The organism is Streptosporangium sp. NPDC048886, from assembly GCF_055586905.1.
Map to the genome: position 1 here is coordinate 80,060 of NZ_JBVJHH010000011.1, position 25,270 is coordinate 105,329.

Here is a 25,270-nt window from a genome sequence, read left to right on the forward strand (position 1 = left end):
GTGCCGGCGGCGGGCGCGAGGTGGACGTTGACGCCCTCGCCCGGGCCGGAGGACCGGGCTGGGCCGGGGGCACGGCGACCCGGCGGGCCCGTGGCTCACCGCGACCGGTCACGGCAGCTCGGTGAAGCGCTCCACCTCTTCGACCCGGCCCGCGATGACGATCACGTCCCCGTAGCTCAGGACGGTGTCGGCCGCGGCGTAGGTGAACTCGTCGTGCTGGCCCTTGACGCAGACCACGGTCACCCCGTATTTGCGGCGCAGCCCGGAGTGGGCGAGGGGGACGCCGACGAACTCCCTGGGGGGCCGGGTCTTGACCAGCGCGTAGTCGCCGTCCACCCCCATGTAGTCGAGCATCCGGCCGTTCATCAGGCGGGCCAGCCGTTCTCCCATGTCGTGCTCGGGAAGGATCACGTGATGGGCGCCGACCCGCTCCAGGATGCGTCCGTGGTCACGGCTGACCGCCTTGGCCCAGACGTCCTCGATCTCCAGCTCGACCAGCAGGGACGTGGTGAGGATGCTGGATTCGAGGTCGGTGCCGATGGCGACCACCGCCCGGTAGAAGTCGGGCACGCCGAGCTGGCGCAGTGCCTCGATGTCGGTGGAGTCTGCGGCGACGACGTGGGTGAGCCTGCCCGCCATGCTCTGCACCACCTTGGGCCGGCTGTCGATGGCCAGCACCTCGGTGCCCCGGCGGGCGAGCTCCACGGCGAGCGAGCTGCCGAACCTGCCGAGCCCGATCACCACCACGGGATCGTTCCCTCTGCCGGCCAACGGTCGTCTTCCCCCCGGGAGTCCGTAGCTGAAGAAGGACACGCTAACGCAAAAGCGCACCAAAGCACGGCGGAACGATGACTCCAGAACGGCGGCCGGCCGGCCGGCCCGCCCGGCCTCGGCGCCGCGGGGGCGGGACGTGCGGACGGCGGGACGGACCGCGCCGCCGCCGGCCGGTTTCCATGATCAGCCCCCGGGAACGGGCGCCGGCCGGGCCCGGACAGCGGAAAGCCCCCCGGTCGGTGTCAACCGGGGGGCTCCTGCCTGCGTCTACTGTCTGTGGGCGATACTGGGATCGAACCAGTGACCTCTTCGGTGTGAACGAAGCGCTCTCCCGCTGAGCTAATCGCCCGCCCTGTCCGGCTCCTCGCGGTGCCGACGTGGAAAACCATACCGCAATCCGGGACCGCTCGCGAAGCGACGGCGGCAACAGAGATGATCATGGGGTGCGACACGGTCATGGACCAAAGGTCTGGGGATACGTCCGGCGGGGGGCTACGGTGTCATAGCATCATCCTGATCCGCAGAAGCACCGAACGACCCGAGCTGGACCTCTATCGCCCGAGACGCCCCTACAGGGGAGTCGACGGTGACCAAAACGATACGCAAAACCCTTGCAAATACGGCCCTGTTGGCGATGTTTAGCCAGGTAGATGCCCAAATGTCGCGCTGTGATGTGTGTTACAGAAGGGCCTGGAGGCGGAATCTTTCCTACAGGTTTCTTTGTTCCGCGTCATAGCTCGGGACACAGTCCGTCAGAGCAGTGAAAGCCCCGAAGAGGGGACCGACGACGAAAAAGGTTTGGCTGACGATGAACAGCGCCACCGTCTCTGCCGAGCTTGGCCTTCGGCTTGTGGTCCCCGACCGTACCACCGTCCCCCTGCTCGCCGGACTCAGCTACACGGCCGATGATCCCTACGCGATCAGAATGGCATTCCATGTGGGGAACGACGAACCGGTCGAGTGGATCTTTGCCCGCGAACTGCTGACAGTCGGCATCGTGCGGCGTGTCGGCGACGGAGACGTCCAGGTGTGGCCCGCGCGCGCCGACGGCGAGCGCACCCTGCACATCAGTCTCACGTCACCGTTCGGACAGGCCCTGTTCGAGGTGCCGCTGGCTCCGCTGACGGAGTTCCTGCACCGCACCTACGAGCTGGTGCCGGCCGGTCGCGAGACCGACTTCATGGATCTCGACGCCGAGCTCAGCAACATGCTCTGGAGCTCCTGATCCCCGCGCGGGCGCCCCGGCGCCCGCCCGTCCGCTCCGGACGCGCCCTCCTCCTCACCCCGGGGACCGCAGGGCCCGGTCCCCGAGCAGCCTCCGCATCCGGGCGATCTCGACCCCCTGCCCGGACAGGACGTCCTCGGCGGTGGCTAGCATGGTCCGGTCCGTGCCCGACCGGAGCTGCCGCCCGGCCATGGTCATCGCCTCCTCGTGGTGAGCGATCATCAGGTTCAGGAAGAGCTCGTCGAAGGCCGCCCCCCGGGCGGCCCTGAGCCGGTTCATCTGCTCCTGGGTGACCGTGTGGCCGCCGTGCGGCCCCGGCGGCCGGCCCACCGACCTCAGCCACGAGGTCATGGCCGCGATCTCGGGCCGTTGCGCGGCGATGATCCGGTCGGCGAGCGTCCGCAGGACCGCCGACGACGACCGGGGCGCCACCAGCGCCGCCATCTCCAGCGCCTGCGTGTGGTGCGGGATCATGCCCTCGGCGAACCGCACGTCGGCCGCCGTCACGTGGGCCTCGGACACGCCGAGGCGCTCACCCGCCGCCGCCCTGCGGCCCGCGTCGCCCGGGCCGCCCGGGATGATCACCGGCGCGCCGGTGCCCGCCACCAGCGGGGCCCGTTCCCCGGAACCGTCCACCGCGCAGCCCGCGAGGACCGATGTCATCGAGATCATGACGATAGCCCCATACGGCCAATACATTCCCCGCATACCTTCAATAATGAGGCAGGGCAATTGACGTGATGGGGGAACTGTGCGATCGAGGGTGGCATCAGGACTGGCGGCGCTGCTTGTTGTGGCCGGATGCGGCGCGGATGCCGAGCCACCGGCCCCCCGGGCCGCCCCGGTTCCGGCGAGCGCCTCCGCGAGCGCGACGACCTCGGGAGACGCCACGCACAGCGCCAACGTCACCCACGTGGCCAACGTGCCGCTGCAGGCGCCGCTCGACGGCCCCGAGTCCTGGGGCACCGACCTGGCCTTCCAGGGCGAGCACGCCTTCGTCGGCAATTACGACGGCTTCAGCGTGTTCGACGTGTCCGACCCCGCCAAACCCGCCGTGGTCAGCCGGGTGCTCTGCCCCGGCGCGCAGAACGACGTCTCGGTCAGCGGGAACCTGCTGTTCCTGTCCGTCGACTCGCCGCGCGGCGGCCCGGAGTGCGGCGCCGGGCCAGCCGGGACCGACGGGCGTGGGGGCTGGGAGGGCATCCGGATCTTCGACGTCGCCGACAAGGCCCACCCCAGGTTCGTTTCGGCGGTCCGCACCGACTGCGGCTCCCACACCCACACCCTCGTCCCCGGCAAGGACGGTGACCGGGTCTACCTCTACGTCTCCTCCCCCGGGCCGGAGCCCCAGTCCGCGACCTGCCCGGCCCCGCACAACAAGATCTCCGTGGTCGAGGTGCCGACCGCCGATCCGGCCGGGGCCCGGGTGGTCTCGGAGCCGGTGCTCTCCGAGGGGGGCGGCGAGGACGGCCTCGGCGGCTGTCACGACATCACGGCCTACCCGGAGAAGAACCTGGCCGCCGCCGCCTGCTTCGGCGACGGGATCCTGCTGGACATCTCCGACAGGGTGCGTCCCAAGGTGCTCCAGCACGTGCGAGACGAGGAGAACTTCTCGATCTGGCACTCGGCCACGTTCAACAACGACGCCACCAAGGTGGTCTTCGGCGACGAGCTGGGCGGCGGCGTCAGCGCCACCTGTGACGCCGGCACGCCCAAGAACCACGGGGCGGACGCCGTCTACGACCTCACCGAGGACCGCACGCTCAGCCTCCGCGGCTATTTCAAGATCCCCAGGGGGCAGAAGCCCGACGAGAACTGCGTCGCGCACAACGGGTCACTGCTGCCGGTCCCCGGCAAGGACATCATGGTCCAGGCCTGGTATCAGGGCGGGGTGTCGATCTGGGACTTCACCGACTCCGACAACCCCCGTGAGATCGGCTTCTTCGAGCGCGACCGCGTCGAGGGGCTCGGCGGCTCGTGGTCGGCCTACTACTACAACGGCCACATCTACTCCAGCGACATCACCAGGGGCCTGGACGTGCTCCGGATCGACGACCCGCTGACCGATCCGGCCAAGAAGGTCACGACGGAGGAACTGAACGCCCAGACCCAGGTGTCCTACCCGCGGTGACCCGTCACGGGTCGAGGTCGGCGGCGCCGCGCTCGGCGAAGACCCGCATCGCCTTGGCGGTGATCGGGCCGGGCGCGGCCGGCAGCACGGTCTGGTCGACCGCGCGGATCGGCTGGATGTCGCGGGTGGTGGAGGTCAGGAACGCCTCCTCGGCCTCGTAGAGGGCCGACAGCGGGACGTCCTCCTCGGAGCCGCCGCACCACTCCAGCGTGAGCGCCCGGGTCACCCCGGCCAGGCAGCCGGAGGCCAGCGTGGGGGTGAGCAGCCGGCCGTCACGGACGATGAAGATGTTGCTGCCGGTGCCCTCGCAAAGGTCGCCCGCCAGGTTCTCGAAGATCGCCTCGCCGCCGCCCCGGGCCTTGGCGTAGAAGAGGGCCTTGGCGTTGTCGCCGTAGGAGGTGCTCTTCACCCCGGCGAGCGCGCCGCGCTCGTTACGCGGCCAGGGCACGACGGTGACGTCGGCGGTGGCCGGGAACGGCCGCTGCTCGTCGACGATCACCACCGTGGTGCAGCCCTGGTCCCCGCGGTCGGAGCCGAGCGGGCCGGGGCCGCTGGTGTAGGTGATGCGGATCCGGCCGAGCGGCCACCGGGGCGCCTCGGCCAGGCAGGCGCGGACGCCGGCGGCGATCGCCTCGACGTCCGGCTCGGGCAGGTCCATGCGCTGGGCCGACAGCCGGAGCCGGTCGAGGTGGCGGGTGAGGGCGAACGAGGCGCCGTTGACGCACTTGATGGTCTCGAAGACGCCGTCGCCGACCATCAGGCCGTGGTCGAACACCGAGACGGTGGCCTGCTCCGGGCTGATGAGCTCTCCGTTGACCCATACGGGCACCTTCATATGACTCCTCCTGAACCTGCTGGACCTGCCGTGGAAGCGAGCGCGATGAGCCGGGCGGCCTTCAACTCGGTCTCGCGCCACTCGCGCTCCGGATCGCTGCCCCAGGTTATGCCCGCGCCCGTGCCGAAGTGGATCTCCTCGGATGACAGCCAGAACGTGCGGATGCCCACAGCCAGCGACGCTCGCCGCCGGTCTGCGTCAACCCAGCCCACGGTCCCACAGTACGGCCCGCGCGGCCCGGGTTCGAGCTCATTGATGATGCGCAGAGCAGAAGATTTCGGGGCACCGGTCACCGATCCAGGAGGAAACGTCGCCGAGAACAGCTCCGGCCAGCCGAATTCCGGCGCCAGCCGGGCCCGGACCGTGGAGACCAGGTGCACCAGGCCGGGGTGCTCCTCGACCTCGCACAGCGCCGGCACGCTCACCGAGCCGACCTCGGCGACCCGGCCCAGGTCGTTGCGGACCAGGTCGACGATCATCACGTTCTCCGCGTGGTCCTTCTCCAGCAGGTCCCCGGCGGTGGCCCCGGTCCCCTTGATCGGCCTGGACTCGATCACCGCGCCGTCCCTGGCCAGGTAGAGCTCCGGGGAGGCCGACACCACGCCCAGCCCGGGCAGGCTCACCGTGGCGGCGTAGGGGGCGGGGTTGCCCTCGGCCAGCCGTACGGCCAGCGCCGGGAGGTCCGGCTCCCCGGGCAGCGGCGCGCTCAGCACCCGGCACAGGTTGGCCTGGTAGACCTCGCCCCGCTCGATGTGGGCGCGGATGCCGCGCACGCCGGCCTCGTAGGCGGCCCGATCCAGCGAGCTGCGCCACGACGACGGGTGCGGCCCGCGCCAGGGGCCGCGGGGCGCGGGCAGCGGCGCGGGCCGGACGTCGTCGAACCTGGCGCACGTGACCTTGCCCTCGTAGTCGACCACGACGGCCCACCAGCCCTCGCCGTCGAGCGCGGCCAGGTCGGTGGTGACGTCGCGGAGCCGGGTGGCCAGCTGTCCCCCTGCATGCGCAAATGAGTCGTGCACCCCGCTATTGTCCCGCCGCCTCGCGCAGGTGGCGCACCAGCGTACGGGCAGCGGGCAGGGGCGTGATCGGCAGGACGGTGTAGACGGTCCGGCGCGGGGCGAGGTCGCCGAGGGAGCGGAGCACGAGATCGGGCGGTACGGCCTGCGCGGCGATGGCGGGCACCAGTGTGATGCCGAGCCCCGCCGCGACGTAGCCGAACTTTCCCGTCCACTCGGCGATCCGTACCGTGGCGCGGGGCGTGAACCCGGCGCGGGCGCAGGCGGCGTCGAGCATCGTCGTCCGGCCGGGCGGGGGCGCCTCGATCCAGGTCTCCTCCCGCAGCCCGCGCAGGTCGACGGGGTCCTCCCCGGCCAGCCGGTGATCGCGTGGCAGCGCGACCATCAGCTCGTCCTCCACCAGCTCGGCGAACTCCAGCTCCTCGTCGTAGGGCAGGCCGGCCGGGTAGTCGCTGACCACGGCGGCGTCCAGGCCGCCCTCGCGCATCCGGCGCAGCAGGCCGCCGCTGGGCCCCTCGACCGGGGTGAGCTCGACCTCGGGGAACTCCCTCCGGAAGGCCCGCAGGGCCCCCGGGACCAGCGCGACGTTGGCGGTGGCGAACGCGCCGACGCGCAGCCGCCCCCGGTAGCCGCCGTGGATGCCGGCCAGCTCCTCGGCCGCTCTGGCCAGCCGGTTCAGGACGACCTGCGCGTGATGGTGGAGCGTCTCGCCGGCGGGGGTGAGCCGTACCCCGCGCGGGAGCCGGTCGAACAGCGGGCCGCCCGCCTGCTGTTCGAGGGAGGCGATGCGCCGGGAGACCGCGGACTGGGTGTAGTTGAGCTGGGCCGCCGCCCCGGTGAAGGACCCGGTGCGGGCCACCGCGTCCAGCAGGCGCAGCGCGTCGACGTCGAACACATTCCTCCTTCGCATGACTTGCATGCAATCTAGTCGCTGGTGGAATGCCTTGGCCGTCCCTACCGTGAATCCCATGATTTCTTTCCTTGGACTGGGACATATGGGCGCCCCCATGGCGCGGCGGCTCGTGGCGGCCGGGCACAAGGTGACGGTGTGGAACCGCACTCCCCGCGAGGTCGAGGGGGCCTTCGGCGCGGCCTCTCCCGCCGAGGCCGTGGCGGAGGCGGAGCTGGTGATCACCATGCTCAGCGACCCCGCGGCGGTCAGGCGGGTGCTCGCGGACGCGGCGCCCGGGCTGCGCTCCGGGTCGCTGGTCGTGGAGATGTCGACGATCGGCCCCGAGGCGGTGGCCGAGCTCCGCGACAGGCTCCCCTCGCAGGTGGGGCTGGTGGACGCGCCGGTGCTGGGCAGCGTGCAGCCCGCGCGGGAGGGCACGCTGACGGTGCTGGCCGGTGGCCTGCCGGAGGACCTGGCGCGCTGCCGGGAGGTGCTGGAGGTGTTCGGCCGGGTCCGGGAGGCCGGCGGGCCGGGCGCGGGCGCGGCGTTGAAGCTGGCGGTGATGAGCGCGCTGGTGCCCGCCCAGGTGCTGCTCGCCGAGACCGTCGCCTACGGCGAGGCGACCGGCGTGAACACCGCGACCCTGCTGGACGTGCTCGGTGAGACCCCGCTGGGGACGCTCGTCGAGCGGCTCCGCCCGGTCGTCGAGAACGGGCCGTTCGAGACGCGCTACGCCCTCGGCCTGGCGGCCAAGGACCTGGCGCTGGCCTCGCACGGGACGCAGACGCTCGCGGCGGCGGCCCGGGACAGGCTGCAGGAGGCGGCCGGGGCCGGGCTCGGCGGCGAGGACCTGACGGCCGTCTTCGGGCACGTCGGCACGGCCCGCCGGACCGGCGTGCCGAAGCTGAACCCGGCGTCGGTCCCGGCGACCAACGGCTACTACTCCCATGCCACCAGGGCCGGCGGCCTGCTGTTCGTCTCCGGCCAGGTGGCGCTGGACGAGGCGGGGCAGGTGGTCGGCGAGGGGGACATGCGGCGCCAGTCGGAATACGTGATGGAGCTGCTGGCGCGCATCCTCGCCGACCAGGGATGCACCTTCGACGACGTGACCCACATCCGGACGCACCTGACCGACATGTCGCGGGTGTCCGAGTACGGGAACGTCCGGAGCCGTTACTTCACCGGCGCGCCCCCGGCCAGCACGACCGTGGAGGTGTCACGGCTGTTCCGGCCGGGGCTGCTGCTGGAGGTGGAGGTGATCGCCGCTATGCCAGCGGGCCGGTGACCGACTCGGCGGCGGCGACGACCGTGTTGTCGGCCACCGACCGGACCACCGACTCGATCTCCGGGGCGAGGAAGCGGTCCGGTCCGGGCCCGGGGACCGTCTGGCGCAGGGCGGCCACCACGGCCCCGGTCGCGGGGGCGGGCCGGTGCGGCGCCCGCAGGTCGAGCGCCCGGGCGGCGGTGAGGATCTCCACCGCGAGCACCCGGGTGAGGCCGTCCACCGAGCGGCGCAGCTTACGGGCGGCCGACCAGCCCATGGAGACGTGGTCCTCCTGCATGGCGGAGCTCGGGATGGAGTCCACGCTCGCGGGCACGGCCAGGCGCTTGAGCTCGGAGACGATCGCGGCCTGGGTGTACTGGGCGATCATGTGCCCGGAGTCCACCCCGGGGTCGTCGGCCAGGAAGGCGGGCAGGCCGTGGCTGCGGGCCACGTCGAGCATGCGGTCGGTGCGGCGCTCGGAGATGCTCGCCACGTCCGCGACCGCGATGGCCAGGAAGTCGAGCACGTAGCCCACGGGGGCGCCGTGGAAGTTGCCGTTGGACTCCACCCGGCCGTCGGCCAGCACCACCGGGTTGTCGATCGCCGAGGCCAGCTCCCGCATGGCGACCGAGGCGGCGTGCGCGAGGGTGTCGCGGGCGGCCCCGGCGACCTGCGGGGCGCAGCGCAGCGAGTAGGCGTCCTGGACGCGGGTGCAGGTGCCGTCCCGGTGGGACTCCATGATCCCGGAGTCGGCCAGGAGGGCCCGGAGGTTGGCGGCGCTGGCGGCCTGGCCCGGGTGCGGACGCAGGGCCTGCAGGTCGGCGGCGAAGACGCGGTCGGTGCCGAGCAGCGCCTCCACGCTCATCGCGGCGCCGATGTCGGCGGCCTTGAACAGGCGGTGCAGGTCGTCCATGGCCAGGATCAGCATGCCGAGCATGCCGTCGGTGCCGTTGATGAGAGCCAGGCCCTCCTTGGCGGCGAGCTCGACGGGCTCGATGCCCGCCCGCTTCAGCGCCTCGGCGGCGTCCACGCGCTCCCCGGACGCGTCGCGGACGACCCCCTCGCCCATGATCGTGAGAGCCACGTGGGAGAGCGGCGCGAGGTCACCGGAGCAGCCGAGGCTGCCGTACTCGTGCACCACAGGGGTGATCGACGCGTTGAGCATGCCCTGGAGCACCTTGGCGGTCTTCGGGCGGACGCCGGTGTGGCCGGTGGCCAGGGTGTGCAGGCGCAGCAGCATCAGCGCCCGGACGACCTCGGTCTCCACCTCGGGGCCCGAGCCCGCCGCGTGCGAGCGGATCAGGGAGCGCTGCAGCTGGGCGCGGAGCGAGGGGTCGATGTGCCGGGTGGCCAGGGCGCCGAACCCGGTCGAGACCCCGTACGCGGGGGTGGGGCTCTCGGCGAGCTCGTCGACGCGGGTGCGGGCGGCGGCCATGGCGGCCACGGCGTCGTCGGTGAGCCGTACGGCGGCGCCGTGCCGGGCCACCCTGACGACCTCGTCGAAGCTCAGCGGCTCCGGCCCGATGTTCACGACCTCGTTGTCGCGCATGGTGTCACTCTCTCGCACTAGGTAACTGGCGTATGCGATGTTAGCTCCTTACAGGCGGAGATCGCCGCTATGTCTTCCCTGTCCGATCCCTGCCCGATCCGGCGGCCTCCACCGCCCGCGCGCCGGGCGGCCGGCCGTCCTCCGGTTTGGGGAGTCGGCGACTATTCGCTAGAGTTCTATCCGTGAGCCGGGCCGGGCCCGGAGACACACGCGGAAGTGGCTCAGTGGTAGAGCATCACCTTGCCAAGGTGAGGGTCGCGGGTTCGAATCCCGTCTTCCGCTCGGAAGGGCTTTAGGGCTCTCACTCCGGTGGAGTGGCCGAGAGGCGAGGCAACGGCCTGCAAAGCCGTGTACACGGGTTCAAATCCCGTCTCCACCTCTGGTTTCAGCGAGGACGATTAGCTCAGCGGGAGAGCGCTTCCCTGACACGGAAGAGGTCACAGGTTCAATCCCTGTATCGTCCACCACCTGTATGGGCAGGTCAGGATCTCCTGACCTGCCCATACGCGTTCCCGGGCCATCGCCGCGGTCCCGACGGCGGAGTGATCTGCCGGCCCGCGGGGTACGGAGGTGTGCAGGAGCGGGACCGGGCCCACCGGCGGGACGTGCGCCCGCCCGGCCGGGCCCTGCGAGCGAGGGTCACGGCTCCAGCCGTCACAGGGCGTCCGAGGACGCCACCGCCGAGGCCGCCGGACGCCACGGGTGCCAGGCCGGTCCTCCGCGGCGCCGCCGCCTCGGGTCCGCGAGCAGGGGGATTCCATGACCGAACACATCCCGGCCCCGGGTGATCTGGGCCGCCGGGTCGCGCATCGCCGTAAGTCCCTCAGCATGTCCCGGGAGCAGCTGGCCGAACGGGCCAGGATCGATCCCGGCTACCTGGCCTACCTGGAGGAGAACGCCGCCTCGCCCGGCACCGGCACCGTCAACCAGCTGGCCGCGGCCCTGGGCACCAGCAGCGAGGAGCTGCTGGGCGGCACCATGGACCTGCCCCCGGGGCGCGGCCCGGCGGGCGGGCGGCCCCGGCTGGAGAAGCTGGAGGCCGACGAGTGCATGCGGCTGATCTCTCCGGGCGGCGTGGGCCGGGTCGCCTTCAGCACCGCCACCGGGCCGGTGGTGATGCCGGTCAACTACGTGATCCACCACGGGGCCGTGCTGCTGCGCACGGCCTTCGGGGGCCCGCTGGACGAGGACCTGCGCACCGGCGTCGAAGGGGTCGAGTTCAAGATCGCATTCGAGGTCGACCGCATCGACGACCCCAACCGGCAGGGCTGGAGCGTGCTCGTCCGGGGCCCGGCCCATCACATCTCCTCCGAGGAGGAGCAGGCGGCCGTGGCGGGCGCGGGCGTCGAGCCGTGGGCGGGCGGCGAGCGCAAGCTCCACATCCGCATCACCCCCACCGAGATCACCGGCCGCCGCATCCACCACGTCCCCGCGTAGTCCACGCCGGGCCGCGGGGTGCCGATCAAGCGCCTGCTGGAGCAGCACACCGGCTCCCCGGTGATCTGCGACAACGACGCCACCGCCGTGGCGGTCGGCGGGCGCCGGGCCGGTCTGGCCCGCGCCACCGCCAGCTTCGCCGACCTCTACCCCGTCCCTCCTGCGCGTCCGGACCCCGGACGGCCCGCGCGGGGGCGCGGGCACGTCACGGGCGGCTAGGCGCAGGTGACCTTCGCGTCGGCCCAGTCCGCGTGGTCGTAGTCGACGCCGTTGCCGCCGCCGGTGACGACCAGGCGCAGGGCGAGGCCGCCGGTGAGGTCCGCGCTCAGCGCCCTGGCGGGGTCGTCGACCGTCATGAGCCCGCTGTCGGCGACCTTGGCGCCGTCCCGGTAGATCTGGAACACCACCGAGCCGCCGGTGCCGACCTCGTCGTCCAGGCCCACCCGGGCCTGCACCGACGAGCACTCGCCGCCGAGGAAGTATTCGATCTCGCTGGCGGCGTGGACGCCCAGCCCCTTGGCGAACGCGGCGCCCCCGATGGTCAGCGTGCGCCCGTCGCCGGCGGCCTGCTCCCCGTTGCTCCTGTCGCGCTCCACCGGCCCCCAGCCGTTCGCGGCGCCGCTCCACGGCAGGTCGCTGAGCTGCGTCGTGCCGGCCGGCGGGCCGTCACCGCAGGAAAGGCGGGCGTCGGCCCAGTCGGCGTGGTCGTAGCGGATGTCGTCGCCGCCGTCGGTGACGACCAGGCGCAGCGTGGTCCCTCCCGTCACGTCGGCGTTCAGCGTCCGCGCCGCGTCGGCGCCCGTCATCCGGCCGCTGTCGGCGACCTTGACCCCGTCGCGGAAGATCTGGAAGACCACCGACCCGCCCGTGCCGGCCTCGTCGTCGACCCCGACCGCGGCGGTCACCGCGCGGCACTTCCCGCCGAGGTGGTAGGTGATCTCGCTGGCGGCGTGGACGCCCAGCCCCTTGGCGAACGCGGCGCCCCCGATGGTCAGCGTGCGCCCGTCGCCGGCGGCCTGCTCGCCGTTGCTGAGGTTGCGCTCGGCCGGCCCCCAGCCGTTGTTCGCCGAGGTCCAGGGCAGGTCACCGAGCTGGGACAGCCCGGTGGGGGGCGGGACGAGACCGTTGGGCGTCACTCGGAACATCACCGTGCCGTGACCCGGCACGCTCGCGCTGATCGTCCCGGTGGTGGAGGACACCGCCTTCGACCACAGATCCTTCAGCGAGTAGGACGACGCGCCTCCCATGCCCGCCTCGGTCACGGTCGTGCTGATCGTCCTCGCCGAGGAGGTCTCGTTGACCAGGGCGACCGCGCGGTCCCCGTTGGCCAGTGTCTTGCTGAAGACCGTGAGGCCGCCGTCGCTCCTGACGACCGTGGCCTGCCTGCCGAGCGGATCCTGGTTGACCGCGATCACGTCGGTGTTCCTGAGGATGTCCAAGGTCGCCTGCGAGGCCGTGCGCAGGTCCGTGCCGATCAGCAGCGGGGCCGCCATGATGGCCCAGGTGCTGAAGTGGGTGCGGTACTCGGTGCCGGTCATCCCGCCGTTGCCGACCTCCAGCATGTCCGGGTCGTTCCACGCGCCCGGCCTGGCGTAGGGGGCCAGGTCCCGGTTGCGCTTCATGATGTCCAGCATGGAGGCCCAGTTGTCGCTGATGTCACCGGTGGTACGCCAGGAGTTGCCGACGTTCTGGGCCCAGTTCCAGGGCTGGTTGGCGCCCCACTCGCAGATGCTGAACAGGATCGGCCGGCCGGTGGCGGCGAGCGCGTCGCGCATCGCCGTGTAGCGCTGCTGCGCGCTCTGCCCCAGATGGTCGCCGCAGTTGTCGTATTTGAGATAGTCGACGCCCCAGGAGGCGAACAGCGCGGCGTCCTGCCGCTCGTGACCGATGCCGCCGGGGAATCCGAGCGTGTCGCAGGTCTTGGTGCCGGCACTGGTGTACAGGCCGAACTTCAGGCCCTTGGAGTGCACGTAGTCGGCCACGGCCTTGATCCCGTTGGGGAAGCGCACCGGGTCGGGGACCAGGTCGCCCTGGGCGTTGCGCTGGGGCAGCGCCCAGCAGTCGTCGATGTTGACGTACTGGTAGCCGGCGTTCTTCAGGCCCTGGCCGACGAAGATGTCGGCGATGCCTTTGATCATCGCCTCGTTGAATTCGGCGCGGCAGTGGGTGGAGTTCCAGTTGTTGAACCCCATGGGCGGCGTCCTGGCCAGACCGTTGTCCAGGGCCGGCGCGGCGGGCGCCGCGGCCACGACCGCCGCCGTGGCGGCGGCGGGGACGGCCGGCAGGGCGGCGAGGAGGGCTACGGAGAATAGACCGGACAGGGCTGATCTGAGGCGGCGCATGACGTGCTCCCGTTCCTCTCAAGCTCCCCGAGACGAAGAAGGCTTCCACGGAGGAAGAGACCATGAATCACCGCAATCAAGCAATACCAATCATCACTATGGCCGAAATTCGACATAGTTCATCAGAAGAGACCAAGAATCAGCGGGAAATGGTGGTCGCAGTGACTTGACCCCCGACTTGACCGCCGTAATCACGGCGCCGCCCACGACCTCCCGGCCGTCCGCGCTCCGGGCCCGCCCCGCCGGCCTCCACGATCCCCCGCGCCGCCTACGCCCGCCCTCTCCCCGCCCCGGGGAGCCCGGCCTCGGAGGCCAGCAGCCCCGCCTGGGTGCGGTTGGACAGGCCCAGCTTGACCAGCATGCGCGAGACGTAGCTCTTGATCGTGGCCTCCGACAGGTGGAGCCTGCGGGCGATCTCGGCGTTGGACAGACCCTCGCCGAGGCAGGCGAGCACCTCCACCTCCCGGTCGGTCAGGTCCGCGATCCGGGCGAGCGCGCGTTCCCGGGCCGCGTCACGTCCGGCCGAGGCCGTGAGCAGCCGCCGGGTGGCCGCCGGGGACAGCACGGTGTGCCCGTCGGCGGCCACCCGCACCAGCCCGATCAGGTCCTCCGGCGGGGTGTCCTTGAGCAGGAAGCCGGCGGCGCCCAGGCTCATGGCCCGCAGCACGTAGCCGTCGCGGTCGAAGGTGGTCAGCACCACGACCTTCGGCGGCGCGGGGAAGTGGGCGATGTGCTCGATCGCGGCCAGCCCGTCGACCCCGGGCATGTGCAGGTCCATCAGCACCACGTGCGGCCGGTGCCGCACGACGGCCTCCACGGCCTCGGCCCCGTCGTACGCCTCGCCGACCACCGTCAGGTCGTCGGCCACGGACAGGATGGTGCGCAGCTGGGCGCAGACCATGCGCTCGTCGTCGACGATCAGCACCCGGATCACGGGGACACCCGGACCCCGCCGGCGGCCTCCGTGGAGCCCGGCACGGCCCCCTCGCGGGCCACTCCCCCGCCCGGGGCGACCGGCAGCGAGGCCCGCACCTCGAAGCCTCCCTCGGACGGCCCCGCCCACAGCGAGCCGTGCACGAGCTGCACGCGCTGGCGCAGGCCGCTGAGCCCGGTGCCGCCCTCCCCGGCGACCATCGCGGCGCCCCCGGCCCCTCCGCTGTCGCGCACGCAGACGCGGAGCAGGCCGCCGGCGTAGCCCACCCGGACGGTCACCCGCGCCCCGGGCGCGTGCTTGTGCACGTTGGTCAGCGCCTCCTGGACCACCCGGTAGGCGGTGCGGCCCACGACGGGCGGGGCGGGGACCGGCTCGCCCTCGGTGGCGAGATCGACCTCGACCCCCGCCGCCCTGGACTCCTCGACCAGACCCGTCAGGTCCAGCACCACGGGCTCGGCGGTGCGCGCGGAACCGAAGGTCTCCTCCGAGCGCAGCACGCCTACCAGCTCACGCAGTTCCTCAAGGGCCTGGCGGCCGACCTGGCGCAGCTCCTCGGCCGCCTCGCGGACCACCTCGTCGCGGGCGATGGTGCGCAGCGCGCCGGCGCGCAGCACCATGAGGCTGACCCGGTGGGTGACGACGTCGTGCATCTCTCCGGCGAGCCGGGCCCGCTCCTCCGCCCTGGCCTGCTCGGCCATCAGCCGCTGCTCGCGCTCGGCCCGCTCGGCCCGCTCGGCCAGCGCCTGCAGCAGCCGCCGCCGGGAGGCCAGCCACATGCCCAGCAGCGCCGGGGCGATCCCCACGAGTGAGATGGACGCGGTGTTCAGCAGGAACTCGGGGACCGGCCCGGAGATGTTCCAGGGCCGGGCGAACAACCCCGACAGCAGCAGGACGGCGGCCCATTCACGCGGGCGCCCCCGGCCGTGGACGCCGACCGCGTAGGTGGCGAACGGCACCGCCGCCGGCGTGATGAAGGCGCACAGCGCCATGCACAGCAGGACCGGGAGGACCGGCGCCCGGCGCCTGAGGATCAGGGCCAGCCCGGCGGCGAGCTGCGCGGCGGCCGCGGCCCACGCGCTCCACGACAGCGACGCCTGCTGGGCGAGCGCCTGGTTGAGCGTCGCCGCGGCGCTCAGCCCGCCGACGGCGACGGCGAGGGCCGTATCGGCCAGGACCGCGCGGGATGGCTTCCAGTTCACGCGGTCACGCTATCCACCGGCCCACGCCCATGCCAGCGGCCGGCCGGCACCCGCAACCAAGGGGGTACGGCGCCGCAACTTTCGTCGATCCGGCCCGCAACCTTGTCCGCTACCGCGGGCCGGTGCGGAGGCCGAACCCTGGACGGGACAACCATTCCCGAGGGGAGACCCCCGTTGAACGTTCTTACCCGGATAAGCCTTGCGAACCGGGCACTGGTGGCGCTCCTGGCGGTCGGAGTGCTCATATTCGGAGCGATCGCCACCGTCTCGCTGAAACAGGAGCTGCTCCCGCCGTTCTCCATGCCCGTGGCGAGCGTGACCGCGGTCTATCCCGGGGCCGCGCCGCAGATCGTCGAGCGCAACGTCACCGAGAGGATCGAGGAGGCCGTCAGCGGAGGCGCCGGCCAGAAGAAGGTCACCTCCTTCTCCAGCGACGGCCTGGCGGGTGTCTCCGTCGAGTACGACTACGGCACCGACCTGGACCGGGCGATCCAGGACCTGCAGCAGCGGATCGGCCGGATCCAGTCGCAGCTGCCGCCCCGCGTGGTCCCGCAGGTCACGCCGGGGATCTCCACCGAGTTCCCGGTCGTCCACCTGGCGGCCTCCGGCGACGACGAACGGCTGCTGGGCCGGCGGCTGAGGGAGCTGGTCCCCGGCGAGCTGAGCGGCATCGACGGGGTGAGCCGGGTGGTGGTCGGCGGCGAGCGGGCCGAGAGCGTGGAGGTCCGCCTCGACCAGGACGAGCTGAGCGAACGGGGCCTCACCGTCGACGCGGTCGCCGCCCTGCTCGGCTCCAGCGGGTCGGTCGTGCCGGCCGGCACCCTCACCTCCGGCGGCGAGTCGTTCGCCCTGCAGATCGGAGAGGGCTTCGACTCCCTCGCGGACGTGCGCGGCCTCTACCTGGCCCCGAAGGTCACGCTCGCCGACGTCGCCGACGTCCGCGTCGTCGAGGAGCGGCCCGAGACGGTGACCCGCACCGACGGCAGGGCCAGCCTGAGCGTGGCGGTCATGGCCAAGTCCACGGGCAACACGGTGGCGATCGCCGAGGAGGTGAAGAAGCGGCTGCCGGCGCTCACCCGGTCCCTGGGCGCCGCGACCTCGCTGACCGTCTCCTTCGACCAGTCGGAGTTCATCCAGGAGTCCATCGGCGGCCTGGCCACCGAGGGTCTGCTCGGGCTGGGCTTCGCCGCGCTGGTCATCCTGGTCTTCCTGCTCTCCTTCCGCTCCACCGTCGTCACGGTGATCTCGATCCCCCTGTCACTGGTGACCGCGCTCATCGGCCTGTGGGTCAACGGCTTCACGCTCAACATCCTGACGCTCGGCGCGCTGACCATCGCCGTCGGCCGGGTCGTCGACGACTCCATCGTGGTCGTCGAGAACGTCAAACGCCATCTGGACCACGGCGAGGCCAAGCTGCACGCGGTCCGGACCGGCACCCGCGAGGTGGCCGGGGCGGTCACCGCCTCCACCCTGACCACGGTGGCGGTGTTCCTGCCGATCGCGTTCACCGGCGGCATCACCGGGGCGCTGTTCTCCACCTTCGCGCTGACCGTCACCATCGCCCTGCTGGCATCGCTGCTGGTGTCGCTGACGGTGATCCCCGTGCTCGCCTACTGGTTCCTCAGGGCGCCCAGGACCGCGGTGACCCGTGAGGCCGTGGAGGTCAAGGAGCGCGCGGGCCTGCTCCAGCGCGTCTACGTCCCGGTCATCGGGTTCGCGATCCGGCGCCGGTGGGTGACGCTCCTGGCCTCCGCCGGGATCCTCGTGGTCACCGTGGGTATGGCGGGCCAGCTCAAGACCGACTTCCTCGGCAGCTCCGGGCAGAACACCTTCCAGATCCGCCAGGAGCCGGCCGCCGGGACGAGCCTGGCCGCGGCCGACCAGGCGGCCCGCGAGGTGGAGAAGGCGCTCAAGGGGGTGCCCGGCCTGGCGTCCTACCAGGTCACCGTCGGCCCCGACCGCAGCGAGGAGGGCGCGGCGCGCAACGTGGCGACCTTCTCCGTCACCGCGGAGAAGGGCACGGACATGAAGGCCCTGCGGGGGGCCGTGCGCGCCCGGGTCGACAGGCTGGCCGCCGCCGGCCCCGAGATCGGCAAGGTGACCGTCCAGGAGGACCAGGGGGGCCTGACCTCCACCGGCCTCGCGGTCACCGTGTCGGCGGCCGACGACGCGTCGCTGGCGCGCGCGGCGGAGCTGGTCGGCGACGCCGTACGGCAGACGCCCGGAACCTCCGAGGTCAAGGCCGGTCTCGCCGAGACGGCCAGGCAGATCGCCGTGCGGGTCGACCGCGGGGCCGCCGCCGCGCGCGGGCTCACCGAGGGCCGGATCGTCCAGGCGGTGGCCCGGGTCACCCAGGGTGAGCAGCTCGCCAAGGTCACCTTGGACGGCGCCGAGCGTGAGGTGTCCCTGCGGGTCGACGCCCCCGCGGGCAACCTGGCCGCGCTGCGGAAGCTGCGCGTCCCCACCCCGCTGGGCCGGACCGTCAAGCTCGGCGACGTCGCCCGGGTCGAGACGGTGACGGCTCCCACCCGGCTGACCCGGATCGACGGGGAGCGCGCGACCACGGTCAGCGCCAAGTTCTCCGGCCAGGACCTCGGCGCGGCGAGCTCGGCGCTCAAGAGGCGCCTGGAGGCGCTGCGGCTGCCCGCCGGCGCCACCGCCGAGATCGGCGGGGTCAGCGAGCAGCAGTCCAGCTCGTTCAACAGCCTGTTCGCGGCCCTCGCCGCGGCGGTCCTGATCGTCTACCTGATCATGGTGGCGACGTTCCGGAGCCTGGCGCACCCGCTCATGCTGCTGGTCTCGATCCCGTTCGCGGCGACCGGCGCCCTCGGCCTGCTGGTGGCCACCGGGACCCCGCTGGGCCTGTCCAGCCTGATCGGCATGCTGATGCTGGTCGGCATCGTGGTCACCAACGCGATCGTGCTGCTCGACCTGGTCCGCCAGTATCGCGAGGGCGGCATGAACGCCCGGGAGGCGGTCGTGGAGGGCGGCCGGCACCGGGTCCGCCCGGTCGTCATGACCGCGGTCGCCACCGTCTGCGCGCTGACCCCGATGGCTCTGGGCCTGACCGGTGACGGCGGCTTCCTGTCCAGGCCCCTGGCCGTGGTCGTCATCGGCGGCCTGACCAGCTCGACGCTCCTGACCCTGGTCCTGCTGCCCACCCTCTACACGATCGTGGAGGACGTCAAGGACCGCTTCCGGCGGCCCCGCCGCCCCGCGCCCGCCCCGAGCCCCGAGCCGGAGCCCGCTCACGCGGGCTGATCACCGGCGGTCCCGTCACCGGGGGCGGCGCCCGCGCGCCGCGCCCGGTGCCCGGCCACCCGGGCGCGGGTGGCGCACCGGGGGGAGCAGAAGCGCCGGGGACTGCCGGCGGAGGAGTCGGCGAAGGGGCGGTCGCAGCCGCCGGCGGCGCAGATCCCGCCGGGGATCCGCTGGTGGTCGGCGAGGAGCACGGCGAGCGCCATGGCCGAGGAGGTCAGGAACCATTCGGCCCAGGGGGCGTCGTCGTGGCTGTCGACGTGCAGGTGCCAGGTGCTGCGGCCGTGGTGGGTGGTCAGCCGGGGCGGCCGGGCCCCTTCGGCCAGCATCCGGTTGAGCAGCGCGGCGGCCTCGTCGACGCCGGCCGCCGCGAAGACCTCGCGGAGCCGGGCTGCCACCACCCGCATGGCGGCGACGTCCTCGGCGGTGAGCCCGAGATCGCCCGACGGACCGGGACGGCCCGGCTCGGTGACGGGCGCGTCCGGACCGGATCCGGAGGCGACGGGACCGCCCGGGCCGGGGGCGACGGGACCGCCCGGGCCGGGGGCGACGGGACCGCCCGGAACAGGCCCGGAGACGGCGGAACCGTCCACGCCCGGGCCGGGGGCTCCGGACGGCGCCGGGGCCCGCTCGCCGTGGGCGCGCAGCACCGCGCTCACGCTCTCGACGGTCGGCGCGGCCAGCAGAACGGCGGTCAGGTCGGCCGCCCGGTCGGCCATATCCCTGCTGGAGTGACTCACAGCCATTACTGTAACGTCTTGTGGATGAGTAGACGTTACAGGCTCGGCGGCTATCTGGCCGGCGCCCTCGCGGCCCGGACCGGGGACGAGATATCCAGCCCCGCGCTGCTCCTGCTGGGACTGTCGGTCACCGGATCGGCGACCGCCGCGTCATCTCTCCTGGCGGGGCTGACGATCTCCTCGGCGGTGGGCGGCCCGGTCTTCGGCGCGCTGCTGGACCGCTCCCCCCGCCCGGGCCGCCTGCTGGCCGGCGCCCTGGCGGCGTACGCGGCCGCGCTGCTGGTGATCCTGCTGGCGCTGGGGCACACGCCCGTCGTGCCGCTCGTCGGGGTGGCCGTGCTCGCCGGGCTCCTGGGCCCGGCGCTGGCCGGCGGCTGGACGGCCCAGCTTCCGCTGGTCGTCACCGGACGGGACATCCGGCGGGGCAGCGTGCTGGACGGGCTGACCTACAACCTGGCGAGCCTGACCGGGCCCGCACTGGCCGGGGTGCTGGCCACCGCGGCCGGGGCCCCGGCCGCCGTCGTCGTCTCGGTCGTGCTGGTGCTGCTGGCCGCCCCGGCGGCCTGGCTGCTGCCCGCCCGGCCCGTCGGGGAGGGCGGCCGCCCGCTGCGGCGGGACCTGACGGCGGGCTTCTCGGCGATCGCGCGGATCACGGGCCTGCGGAGGGCGACGGTCACCACCATGGTGTCCTTCTGCGGGGTGGGGGTGATGGTGGTGTGCGCCCCGCTGCTGGGCGTCAGGCTCACCGGGGAGGCCGGGCACGGCGCCCTGCTGCTGTCGGCGCTGGCGGCCAGCGCCCTCACCGCCAACGTGGTCATGGCCAGGCGGCCGCCCGCCGTACCCGACAGGGTGCTGCTGATCAGCACGCTGCTGCTGGCCGCGGGTTCGGCGCTGGCCGCCGTGGCGGGCTCGCCGGCGGTGGCGGTGGCCGCCGCGGTCGTCGCGGGCCTCGGCCAGGGGCCCCAGCTCACGGCGGTGCTCGCGGTACGGCACCGCGACGCGCCCGAGCACCTCCGGGGCCAGATCTTCACCACCGCGGCCAGCCTGAAGATCAGTTCCTTCGCGGTCGGCTCGGCGATCGCCGGGCCGCTGGCCACCTGGTCGCTGCCCGGCGCCCTGTTCACGGCGGCCGGGATCCAGCTCCTCGCCGCCCTGGCCTACCTGCTGACCGCGCGGCCCTCAGGGCAGCAGCTCCCGCCAGATCGCCCGCATGGCCTGCTCGTGGGCCCAGCCGGGGCCGCAACCGGGCAGCCCGAGTAACACGTCGTCCGCGAGACTGTCCATGATCCGGCACATCCGCCTCGCGTAGTCCTCCACGTCGTCCACCGGCCGGAACAGGCCCTCCCGCACGCCCCGGGCCACGATGGCGGCCAGCTCCTCCACCCAGGTGCCGGTGAACCCGGCGATCCGGACGAGCGTCTCCTCGTCCCGCGGCGGGCGGGCGATGACCTGCGCCCACAACCGCCAGCGGACGTCGTGCGGACCGCCGGGCAGGTAGAGCTCGGCCAGACGGGTGACCGCCTCGCGCGGGTCGGCGACGGCCGCGAGCTCCGCGGTGCGGCGCTCGGCCAGCTCGTCCTCGCTGAGCAGCAGCGTCGAGACGAGGATCCGGTCACGCTTGCCGAAGTAGTACATGACGTGACCGCTGCTCATGCCCGCCCGCTCGGCGATGTCCCGCACCCGCAACCGCTCGGGCCCCACCTCGTCGATCGCCAGCAGCGCCGCCCGCAGCACGTGCGCTCGCACGTCGGGGCGCTCCAGCTTCGCAGTCATGGGATATACCGTACAGGTTTAGAATGCTGCTCAAAGTTTGAAAACGGTTCTAAAAGGAGCGGGCTGTGCGGCTGACACCTGCGGAACGCGACCGGCTGCTGCTGTTCACCGCGGCCGGGCTCGCGCGGGCCAGGAAGGCGAGAGGTCTTCGGCTGAACGTGCCGGAGGCCACCGCCCTGATCGCGGACACGGTCTGCGAGGCCGCGCGCGACGGGGCGCGGCTGGCCGAGGCGGTCGAGGCGGGCCGCGGGGCCCTCGGCCCGGACGACGTGCTGCCCGGCGTGGCCGACGTCGTCACCGAGGTGATGGTCGAGGCGGTCTTCGACGACGGCACCCGGCTGGCCGTGGTGAGCGACCCGTTCGGCGGGGGCTCGCTCGGCGGCCAGGCGCCCGGCGCGGTGATCGAGGCGGCCGTCCTTCCCGCCGGGGAGGACCCCGGGGCGGAGGCCATCGAGGTCGAGGTGCTCAACACCGCGACCGTGCCGATCAGCGTCACCTCGCACTTCCACTTCTTCGAGGTCAACCCCCGGCTCCGGTTCGACCGGGGGGCCGCCTACGGGCGCCGGCTGGCCGTCCCCGCGGGCTCCACCGTCCGGTTCGACCCGGGCCGCGGCCGTACCGTCAGGCTGGTCCCGATCGGCGGCGCGCGGGTGGCGGTCGGCTTCGCCGGGCTGGTGGACGGGCCGCTGGACGCGCCGGGCGCGTTCGAGCGGGCCATGGAGAAGGCGCGGGCCTGCGGCTATCTGGGCAGCGGGCCGGCGGAGCAGGCGACGGCGGAAGGGGACGGGCGATGAGCGCGTACGGCCCGCGCAAGGGCGACCGGGTCAGGCTCGGCGACTCCGGCCTGGTGGTCGAGGTCGAGCACGACTCCCAGAAGGCCGGGGAGGAGTTCCTCGCCGGGTTCGGCAAGACCGCCCGCGACGGCCTGCACCTGAAGGCCGCCTCCATCAGGGAGACCTGCGACCTGGTGATCAGCAACGTGCTGATCCTCGACCCGTTCCTGGGTGTGCGGACCGCCTCGATCGGCGTGCGCGAGGGGCGGATCCACGCCGTCGGCCGGGCCGGCAACCCCGACACCCTGGACGGGGTGGACGTGGTGGTCGGCACCGGGACCACGATCGTCTCCGGCGAGGGGCTGATCGCCACCGCCGGGGCGATCGACACCCACGTGCACCTGCTCAGCCCGCGCATCATGGAGGCCTCCCTGGCCTCCGGCGTCACCACGATCATCGGCCAGGAGTTCGGGCCGGTCTGGGGCGTGGGGGTGAACTCGCCGTGGGCGCTGCGGCACGCCTTCAACGCCTTCGACGCCTGGCCGGTGAACATCGGCTTCCTGGCGCGCGGCTCGTCGTCGCACGAGGCCCCGCTGGTCGAGGCGCTGGTCGAGGGCGGCGCGAGCGGCTTCAAGGTGCACGAGGACATGGGGGCGCACACCCGCGCGCTGGACACCGCGCTGCGGGTCGCCGAGGAGCACGACGTGCAGGTGGCCCTGCACACCGACGGTCTCAACGAGTGCCTGTCGGTGGAGGACACCCTGGCGGTCCTGTCCGGCCGGACGATCCACGCCTTCCACATCGAGGGCTGCGGCGGCGGCCACGTGCCCAACGTGCTCAAACTGGCGGGGGTGGCCAACGTCATCGGCTCCTCCACCAACCCGACGCTGCCCTTCGGCCGGGACGCCGTCGCCGAGCACCACGGGATGATCGTCTCGGTGCACGGGCTCCGGCCCGAGCTGCCGGGGGACGCCGCGCTGGCCAGGGACCGGATCCGGGCGGGCACCATGGGCGCCGAGGACGTGCTGCACGACCTCGGGGTCATCGGCATCACCTCCTCCGACGCGCAGGGCATGGGCCGGGCGGGCGAGACGGTCCGCCGGACGTTCGCCATGGCCGGGAAGATGAAGGGCGAGCTGGGCGCGCCGGAGCGCAACGACAACGAGCGGGTGCTGCGCTACCTGGCCAAGCTGACGATCAACCCGGCCATCGCGCACGGCCTGGCCCACGAGGTCGGCTCGCTGGAGCCGGGCAAACTGGCCGACATCGTGCTGTGGCGGCCCGACCACTTCGGCGCCAAGCCCCAGCTCGTGCTGAAGGCCGGCTTCCCCGCCTACGGCGTGACCGGGGACCCGAACGCCTCCACCGACACCTGCGAGCCGCTGGTGCTGGGGCCGCAGTTCGGCGCCTACGGCGCGACCGCCGCGGACCTGTCGGTGGCCTTCGTCAGCGGGGCGGCCGCCGGCGCGGCGGGCGACCACATGACGACCCGGCGCCGCCGGGTCGGCGTGCGCGGCACCCGCGGCATCGGGCCCGGAGACCTGGTCCGCAACTCCCGGCTCGGGTCCGTCCAGGTGGACGCGCTCGGTCAGGTCACCCTCGACGGCGACCCGGTCCGCTCGGCCCCCGCCGACTCGGTCTCGCTCAGCCGCCTCTACTTCCTGTGACGCCCCGTCTGCTTCCTGCGACGCCCCGTCCCGCGCGCGCCCCCGCGGCGTCTCCCCCGGGACAGGGCCGTTCCCGCCTCTCCGGCGCCCCGTCCAGCCCCTTCACCTCTTGTCCCTGACCCCTTTTGTCTTGTCCCTGACCCCTTTTGTCGCTGATCCCGAAAAGGAGCCCGCCGTGTTCTTCATGCCGCCGGAGTGGCACCCGCACACCCGCACCTGGATGTCCTGGCCGGTCTCCGGCTACGCGCTGGCCGACCCCGAGCCCTCCTACCGCGCGTGGTCGGCCGTGGCCAACACCATCGCCCGCTACGAACCGGTCACCATGGTGGTCGACCCGAGCGAGCGCGGGTCGGCGGCCCGCTGGCTGGCCCCCGGCGTCGAGGTGGTGGAGCAGCCGCTGGACGACTGCTGGATGCGCGACAACGGCCCGACCTTCCTGGTGGACGGCAGGGGCGGCCTGGCGGGGGTGGACTGGACCTTCAACGGGTGGGGCTGGAACGTCCACGCCAAGGACGACCTGGTCGCCGCGGCCGTCCTGGAGCGGGCGGGGGCCGCCAGGTTCCGTTCGGAGATGGTCAACGAGGGCGGCGGCATCCACGTGGACGGCGAGGGCACGGTCATCGTCACCGAGACCGTGCAGCTGGGCGACAAGCGCAACCCCGGCTGGACCAGGGAGCGGGTCGAGGCCGAGCTCCGCGCCCGGATCGGCGTGGAGAAGGTGATCTGGCTGCCGCGCGGCCTCACCGCCGACTACGGCCGGTACGGCACCAGCGGCCACGTGGACCTGCTCGCCTCCTTCGCCCGTCCCGGCCTGGTGCTCTGCCACGTCCAGCCCGACCCGGACCACCCGGACCACGAGGTCACCCGGGAGAACCTGGCGATCCTGCGCTCCTCGACCGACGCCCGGGGACGCCGGCTGGAGGTCGTCGAGCTGGTCGCCCCGGAGACCCGCGAGGCGGACGGGGAACTGGTCGACTACTCCTACATCAACCACTACCTGGCCAACGGCCTGGCCCTGCTCTGCTCCTTCGACGACCCGCGCGACGCGGCGGCGGCCGAGATCTTCGCCAGGCTCTTCCCCGAGCGGGCCGTCGAGACGGTGGACGCCCGCGCCATCTTCGCCCTCGGCGGCGGGATCCACTGCATCACCCAGCAGCAGCCGCGCCCCTGACCGGCCCGCGACCGGGACGAGTGGCACCGGACCGCCCGGCGACCTGTCCGGATGAGGCCACTGTAAGAAGAAGATCTTGTCAATATGGGTGATTAATGCGAATACTTGCCGTTTGTTGTTATTCCGAGAGAGGCATCGCAATGAAGCGCGTCATTGTTCACAAACCTGGCACCGTCACGCTCCGCGGGGCCGCCAGCCCCAAGCACGTCGGCTGAGACCGAAAAACACAGAACCGGCGCTCAGCGATGGGCGCCGGCCTCCAGAACGACATAGATAAAGGAGACTGGTGA

General features: G+C 72.8%; 21 protein-coding genes and 4 tRNA genes. 13 read left to right on the top strand and 12 right to left on the bottom strand.

Annotated elements, in window-relative coordinates:
• Positions 1 to 108: 108 nt before the first annotated feature.
• Together ACZ6R6_RS15565 and ACZ6R6_RS15570 are read right to left on the bottom strand one after the other, a co-directional pair.
• Positions 109 to 771 carry a potassium channel family protein gene (locus ACZ6R6_RS15565; protein ID WP_470093770.1) on the bottom strand — a complete coding sequence of 221 codons (663 nt, stop codon included), beginning with the start codon at positions 769 to 771 and terminating at the stop codon, positions 109 to 111.
• Between the two features lie 280 nt (positions 772 to 1,051).
• Positions 1,052 to 1,123: transfer RNA gene (locus ACZ6R6_RS15570), tRNA-Val, on the bottom strand.
• 459 nt (positions 1,124 to 1,582) lie between these two features.
• Between ACZ6R6_RS15570 and ACZ6R6_RS15575 the strand changes: the two genes are divergently transcribed.
• Positions 1,583 to 1,999, top strand: coding sequence for an SsgA family sporulation/cell division regulator (locus tag ACZ6R6_RS15575; RefSeq protein WP_012892610.1), 417 nt, complete (start codon positions 1,583 to 1,585; stop codon positions 1,997 to 1,999).
• Positions 2,000 to 2,053: 54 nt separating this feature from the next.
• Here the strand turns inward: ACZ6R6_RS15575 and ACZ6R6_RS15580 are convergent, their stop codons facing one another.
• Positions 2,054 to 2,662, bottom strand: a complete 609-nt coding sequence (locus ACZ6R6_RS15580; RefSeq protein WP_470093772.1) for a DUF305 domain-containing protein — start codon at positions 2,660 to 2,662, stop codon at positions 2,054 to 2,056.
• A 130-nt stretch (positions 2,663 to 2,792) separates the two neighbouring features.
• On the opposite strand from ACZ6R6_RS15580, the gene ACZ6R6_RS15585 reads away from it, so the two are divergent.
• The gene (locus tag ACZ6R6_RS15585; RefSeq protein WP_470094058.1) at positions 2,793 to 4,130 is read left to right on the top strand and encodes an LVIVD repeat-containing protein; all 1,338 of its coding nucleotides are present in this window, start codon (positions 2,793 to 2,795) and stop codon (positions 4,128 to 4,130) included.
• Between the two features lie 4 nt (positions 4,131 to 4,134).
• Here ACZ6R6_RS15585 and ACZ6R6_RS15590 read toward each other — a convergent pair whose 3' ends face one another.
• Genes ACZ6R6_RS15590 through ACZ6R6_RS15600 form a run of 3 tightly spaced genes read right to left on the bottom strand, consistent with a single transcriptional unit; the run spans position 4,135 to position 6,876 of the window.
• Entirely contained in the window at positions 4,135 to 4,965 is an 831-nt protein-coding gene (locus ACZ6R6_RS15590; protein WP_470093774.1) for an aminotransferase class IV, read from the bottom strand.
• Entirely contained in the window at positions 4,962 to 5,984 is a 1,023-nt protein-coding gene (locus ACZ6R6_RS15595; protein ID WP_470093776.1) for a chorismate-binding protein, read from the bottom strand. Before ACZ6R6_RS15595 ends, ACZ6R6_RS15590 begins: the two co-directional genes overlap by 4 nt.
• 4 nt (positions 5,985 to 5,988) lie before the next feature.
• Positions 5,989 to 6,876 (bottom strand): LysR family transcriptional regulator, encoded by an 888-nt coding sequence (locus ACZ6R6_RS15600; protein WP_470093778.1) that lies wholly within the window; start codon positions 6,874 to 6,876, stop codon positions 5,989 to 5,991.
• Between the two features lie 73 nt (positions 6,877 to 6,949).
• Between ACZ6R6_RS15600 and ACZ6R6_RS15605 the strand changes: the two genes are divergently transcribed.
• Positions 6,950 to 8,158 carry an NAD(P)-binding domain-containing protein gene (locus tag ACZ6R6_RS15605; RefSeq protein ID WP_470093780.1) on the top strand — a complete coding sequence of 403 codons (1,209 nt, stop codon included), beginning with the start codon at positions 6,950 to 6,952 and terminating at the stop codon, positions 8,156 to 8,158.
• On the opposite strand, the gene hutH is transcribed toward ACZ6R6_RS15605, so the two are convergent.
• On the bottom strand, positions 8,139 to 9,686 hold the full coding sequence (gene hutH, locus ACZ6R6_RS15610; protein ID WP_470093782.1) for a histidine ammonia-lyase: 1,548 nt from the start codon (positions 9,684 to 9,686) through the stop codon (positions 8,139 to 8,141). The genes ACZ6R6_RS15605 and hutH overlap by 20 nt on opposite strands.
• Before the next feature lie 210 nt (positions 9,687 to 9,896).
• On the opposite strand from hutH, the gene ACZ6R6_RS15615 reads away from it, so the two are divergent.
• From ACZ6R6_RS15615 to ACZ6R6_RS15635, 5 genes are all read left to right on the top strand, one after another.
• Positions 9,897 to 9,968: transfer RNA gene (locus ACZ6R6_RS15615), tRNA-Gly, on the top strand.
• A gap of 26 nt (positions 9,969 to 9,994) precedes the next feature.
• Positions 9,995 to 10,065 (top strand) — tRNA-Cys (locus ACZ6R6_RS15620).
• A 13-nt stretch (positions 10,066 to 10,078) separates the two neighbouring features.
• Positions 10,079 to 10,153, top strand: a tRNA-Val gene (locus ACZ6R6_RS15625).
• Positions 10,154 to 10,445: 292 nt separating this feature from the next.
• The gene (locus tag ACZ6R6_RS15630; protein ID WP_470093784.1) at positions 10,446 to 11,123 is read left to right on the top strand and encodes a pyridoxamine 5'-phosphate oxidase family protein; all 678 of its coding nucleotides are present in this window, start codon (positions 10,446 to 10,448) and stop codon (positions 11,121 to 11,123) included.
• 18 nt (positions 11,124 to 11,141) lie between these two features.
• A complete protein-coding gene (locus ACZ6R6_RS15635) occupies positions 11,142 to 11,342 on the top strand; it encodes a hypothetical protein (protein WP_470093786.1) in 201 nt (66 codons plus the stop codon).
• On the opposite strand, the gene ACZ6R6_RS15640 is transcribed toward ACZ6R6_RS15635, so the two are convergent.
• The 3 genes from ACZ6R6_RS15640 to ACZ6R6_RS15650 all read right to left on the bottom strand — a co-directional run bounded on the left by ACZ6R6_RS15640 (position 11,339) and on the right by ACZ6R6_RS15650 (position 15,598).
• Positions 11,339 to 13,465: an NPCBM/NEW2 domain-containing protein gene (locus ACZ6R6_RS15640; protein ID WP_470093788.1), complete on the bottom strand. Its 2,127-nt coding sequence runs from the start codon at positions 13,463 to 13,465 to the stop codon at positions 11,339 to 11,341. The genes ACZ6R6_RS15635 and ACZ6R6_RS15640 overlap by 4 nt on opposite strands.
• Positions 13,466 to 13,733: 268 nt before the next feature.
• A complete protein-coding gene (locus tag ACZ6R6_RS15645; protein ID WP_470093789.1) occupies positions 13,734 to 14,399 on the bottom strand; it encodes a response regulator in 666 nt (221 codons plus the stop codon).
• Positions 14,396 to 15,598 (bottom strand): sensor histidine kinase, encoded by a 1,203-nt coding sequence (locus ACZ6R6_RS15650; RefSeq protein WP_470093791.1) that lies wholly within the window; start codon positions 15,596 to 15,598, stop codon positions 14,396 to 14,398. The genes ACZ6R6_RS15645 and ACZ6R6_RS15650 overlap by 4 nt, the downstream gene beginning before the upstream one ends.
• Before the next feature lie 174 nt (positions 15,599 to 15,772).
• Here ACZ6R6_RS15650 and ACZ6R6_RS15655 point away from each other — a divergent pair, with 174 nt between their 5' ends.
• Positions 15,773 to 18,859 carry an efflux RND transporter permease subunit gene (locus ACZ6R6_RS15655; RefSeq protein WP_470093793.1) on the top strand — a complete coding sequence of 1,029 codons (3,087 nt, stop codon included), beginning with the start codon at positions 15,773 to 15,775 and terminating at the stop codon, positions 18,857 to 18,859.
• Here ACZ6R6_RS15655 and ACZ6R6_RS15660 read toward each other — a convergent pair.
• Complete coding sequence (locus tag ACZ6R6_RS15660; RefSeq protein WP_470093795.1) at positions 18,847 to 19,596, bottom strand: CGNR zinc finger domain-containing protein; 750 nt, start codon at positions 19,594 to 19,596, stop codon at positions 18,847 to 18,849. The two genes, ACZ6R6_RS15655 and ACZ6R6_RS15660, sit on opposite strands and share 13 nt — an antisense overlap.
• A 24-nt stretch (positions 19,597 to 19,620) precedes the next feature.
• Here ACZ6R6_RS15660 and ACZ6R6_RS15665 point away from each other — a divergent pair, with 24 nt between their 5' ends.
• Positions 19,621 to 20,856, top strand: coding sequence for an MFS transporter (locus ACZ6R6_RS15665; protein ID WP_470093797.1), 1,236 nt, complete (start codon positions 19,621 to 19,623; stop codon positions 20,854 to 20,856).
• Here ACZ6R6_RS15665 and ACZ6R6_RS15670 read toward each other — a convergent pair.
• The gene (locus ACZ6R6_RS15670) at positions 20,776 to 21,369 is read right to left on the bottom strand and encodes a TetR/AcrR family transcriptional regulator (RefSeq protein WP_470093799.1); all 594 of its coding nucleotides are present in this window, start codon (positions 21,367 to 21,369) and stop codon (positions 20,776 to 20,778) included. The genes ACZ6R6_RS15665 and ACZ6R6_RS15670 overlap by 81 nt on opposite strands.
• Positions 21,370 to 21,434: 65 nt before the next feature.
• On the opposite strand from ACZ6R6_RS15670, the gene ureA reads away from it, so the two are divergent.
• The 3 genes from ureA (at position 21,435) to ACZ6R6_RS15685 (ending at position 24,980) form a co-directional block, all read left to right on the top strand.
• Positions 21,435 to 22,163 (top strand): urease subunit gamma, encoded by a 729-nt coding sequence (gene ureA / locus ACZ6R6_RS15675; RefSeq protein WP_470093801.1) that lies wholly within the window; start codon positions 21,435 to 21,437, stop codon positions 22,161 to 22,163.
• Positions 22,160 to 23,809: an urease subunit alpha gene (locus ACZ6R6_RS15680; protein WP_470093803.1), complete on the top strand. Its 1,650-nt coding sequence runs from the start codon at positions 22,160 to 22,162 to the stop codon at positions 23,807 to 23,809. Before ureA ends, ACZ6R6_RS15680 begins: the two co-directional genes overlap by 4 nt.
• Before the next feature lie 184 nt (positions 23,810 to 23,993).
• Positions 23,994 to 24,980 carry an agmatine deiminase family protein gene (locus ACZ6R6_RS15685; protein WP_470094060.1) on the top strand — a complete coding sequence of 329 codons (987 nt, stop codon included), beginning with the start codon at positions 23,994 to 23,996 and terminating at the stop codon, positions 24,978 to 24,980.
• Positions 24,981 to 25,270 lie beyond the last annotated feature (290 nt).

What these genes read in the sequence shown, in the direction of transcription:
- ACZ6R6_RS15575 (WP_012892610.1), top strand. Translation starts at nt 1,583, where the DNA reads ATGAACAGCGCCACCGTCTCTGCCGAGCTTGGCCTTCGGCTTGTGGTC.
- ACZ6R6_RS15580 (WP_470093772.1), bottom strand. Translation starts at nt 2,662, where the DNA reads ATGACATCGGTCCTCGCGGGCTGCGCGGTGGACGGTTCCGGGGAACGG.
- ACZ6R6_RS15590 (WP_470093774.1), bottom strand. Translation starts at nt 4,965, where the DNA reads ATGAAGGTGCCCGTATGGGTCAACGGAGAGCTCATCAGCCCGGAGCAG.
- ACZ6R6_RS15605 (WP_470093780.1), top strand. Translation starts at nt 6,950, where the DNA reads ATGATTTCTTTCCTTGGACTGGGACATATGGGCGCCCCCATGGCGCGG.
- hutH (WP_470093782.1), bottom strand. Translation starts at nt 9,686, where the DNA reads ATGCGCGACAACGAGGTCGTGAACATCGGGCCGGAGCCGCTGAGCTTC.
- ACZ6R6_RS15630 (WP_470093784.1), top strand. Translation starts at nt 10,446, where the DNA reads ATGACCGAACACATCCCGGCCCCGGGTGATCTGGGCCGCCGGGTCGCG.
- ACZ6R6_RS15640 (WP_470093788.1), bottom strand. Translation starts at nt 13,465, where the DNA reads ATGCGCCGCCTCAGATCAGCCCTGTCCGGTCTATTCTCCGTAGCCCTC.
- ACZ6R6_RS15665 (WP_470093797.1), top strand. Translation starts at nt 19,621, where the DNA reads ATGAGTAGACGTTACAGGCTCGGCGGCTATCTGGCCGGCGCCCTCGCG.
- ACZ6R6_RS15670 (WP_470093799.1), bottom strand. Translation starts at nt 21,369, where the DNA reads ATGACTGCGAAGCTGGAGCGCCCCGACGTGCGAGCGCACGTGCTGCGG.
- ACZ6R6_RS15680 (WP_470093803.1), top strand. Translation starts at nt 22,160, where the DNA reads ATGAGCGCGTACGGCCCGCGCAAGGGCGACCGGGTCAGGCTCGGCGAC.
- ACZ6R6_RS15685 (WP_470094060.1), top strand. Translation starts at nt 23,994, where the DNA reads ATGCCGCCGGAGTGGCACCCGCACACCCGCACCTGGATGTCCTGGCCG.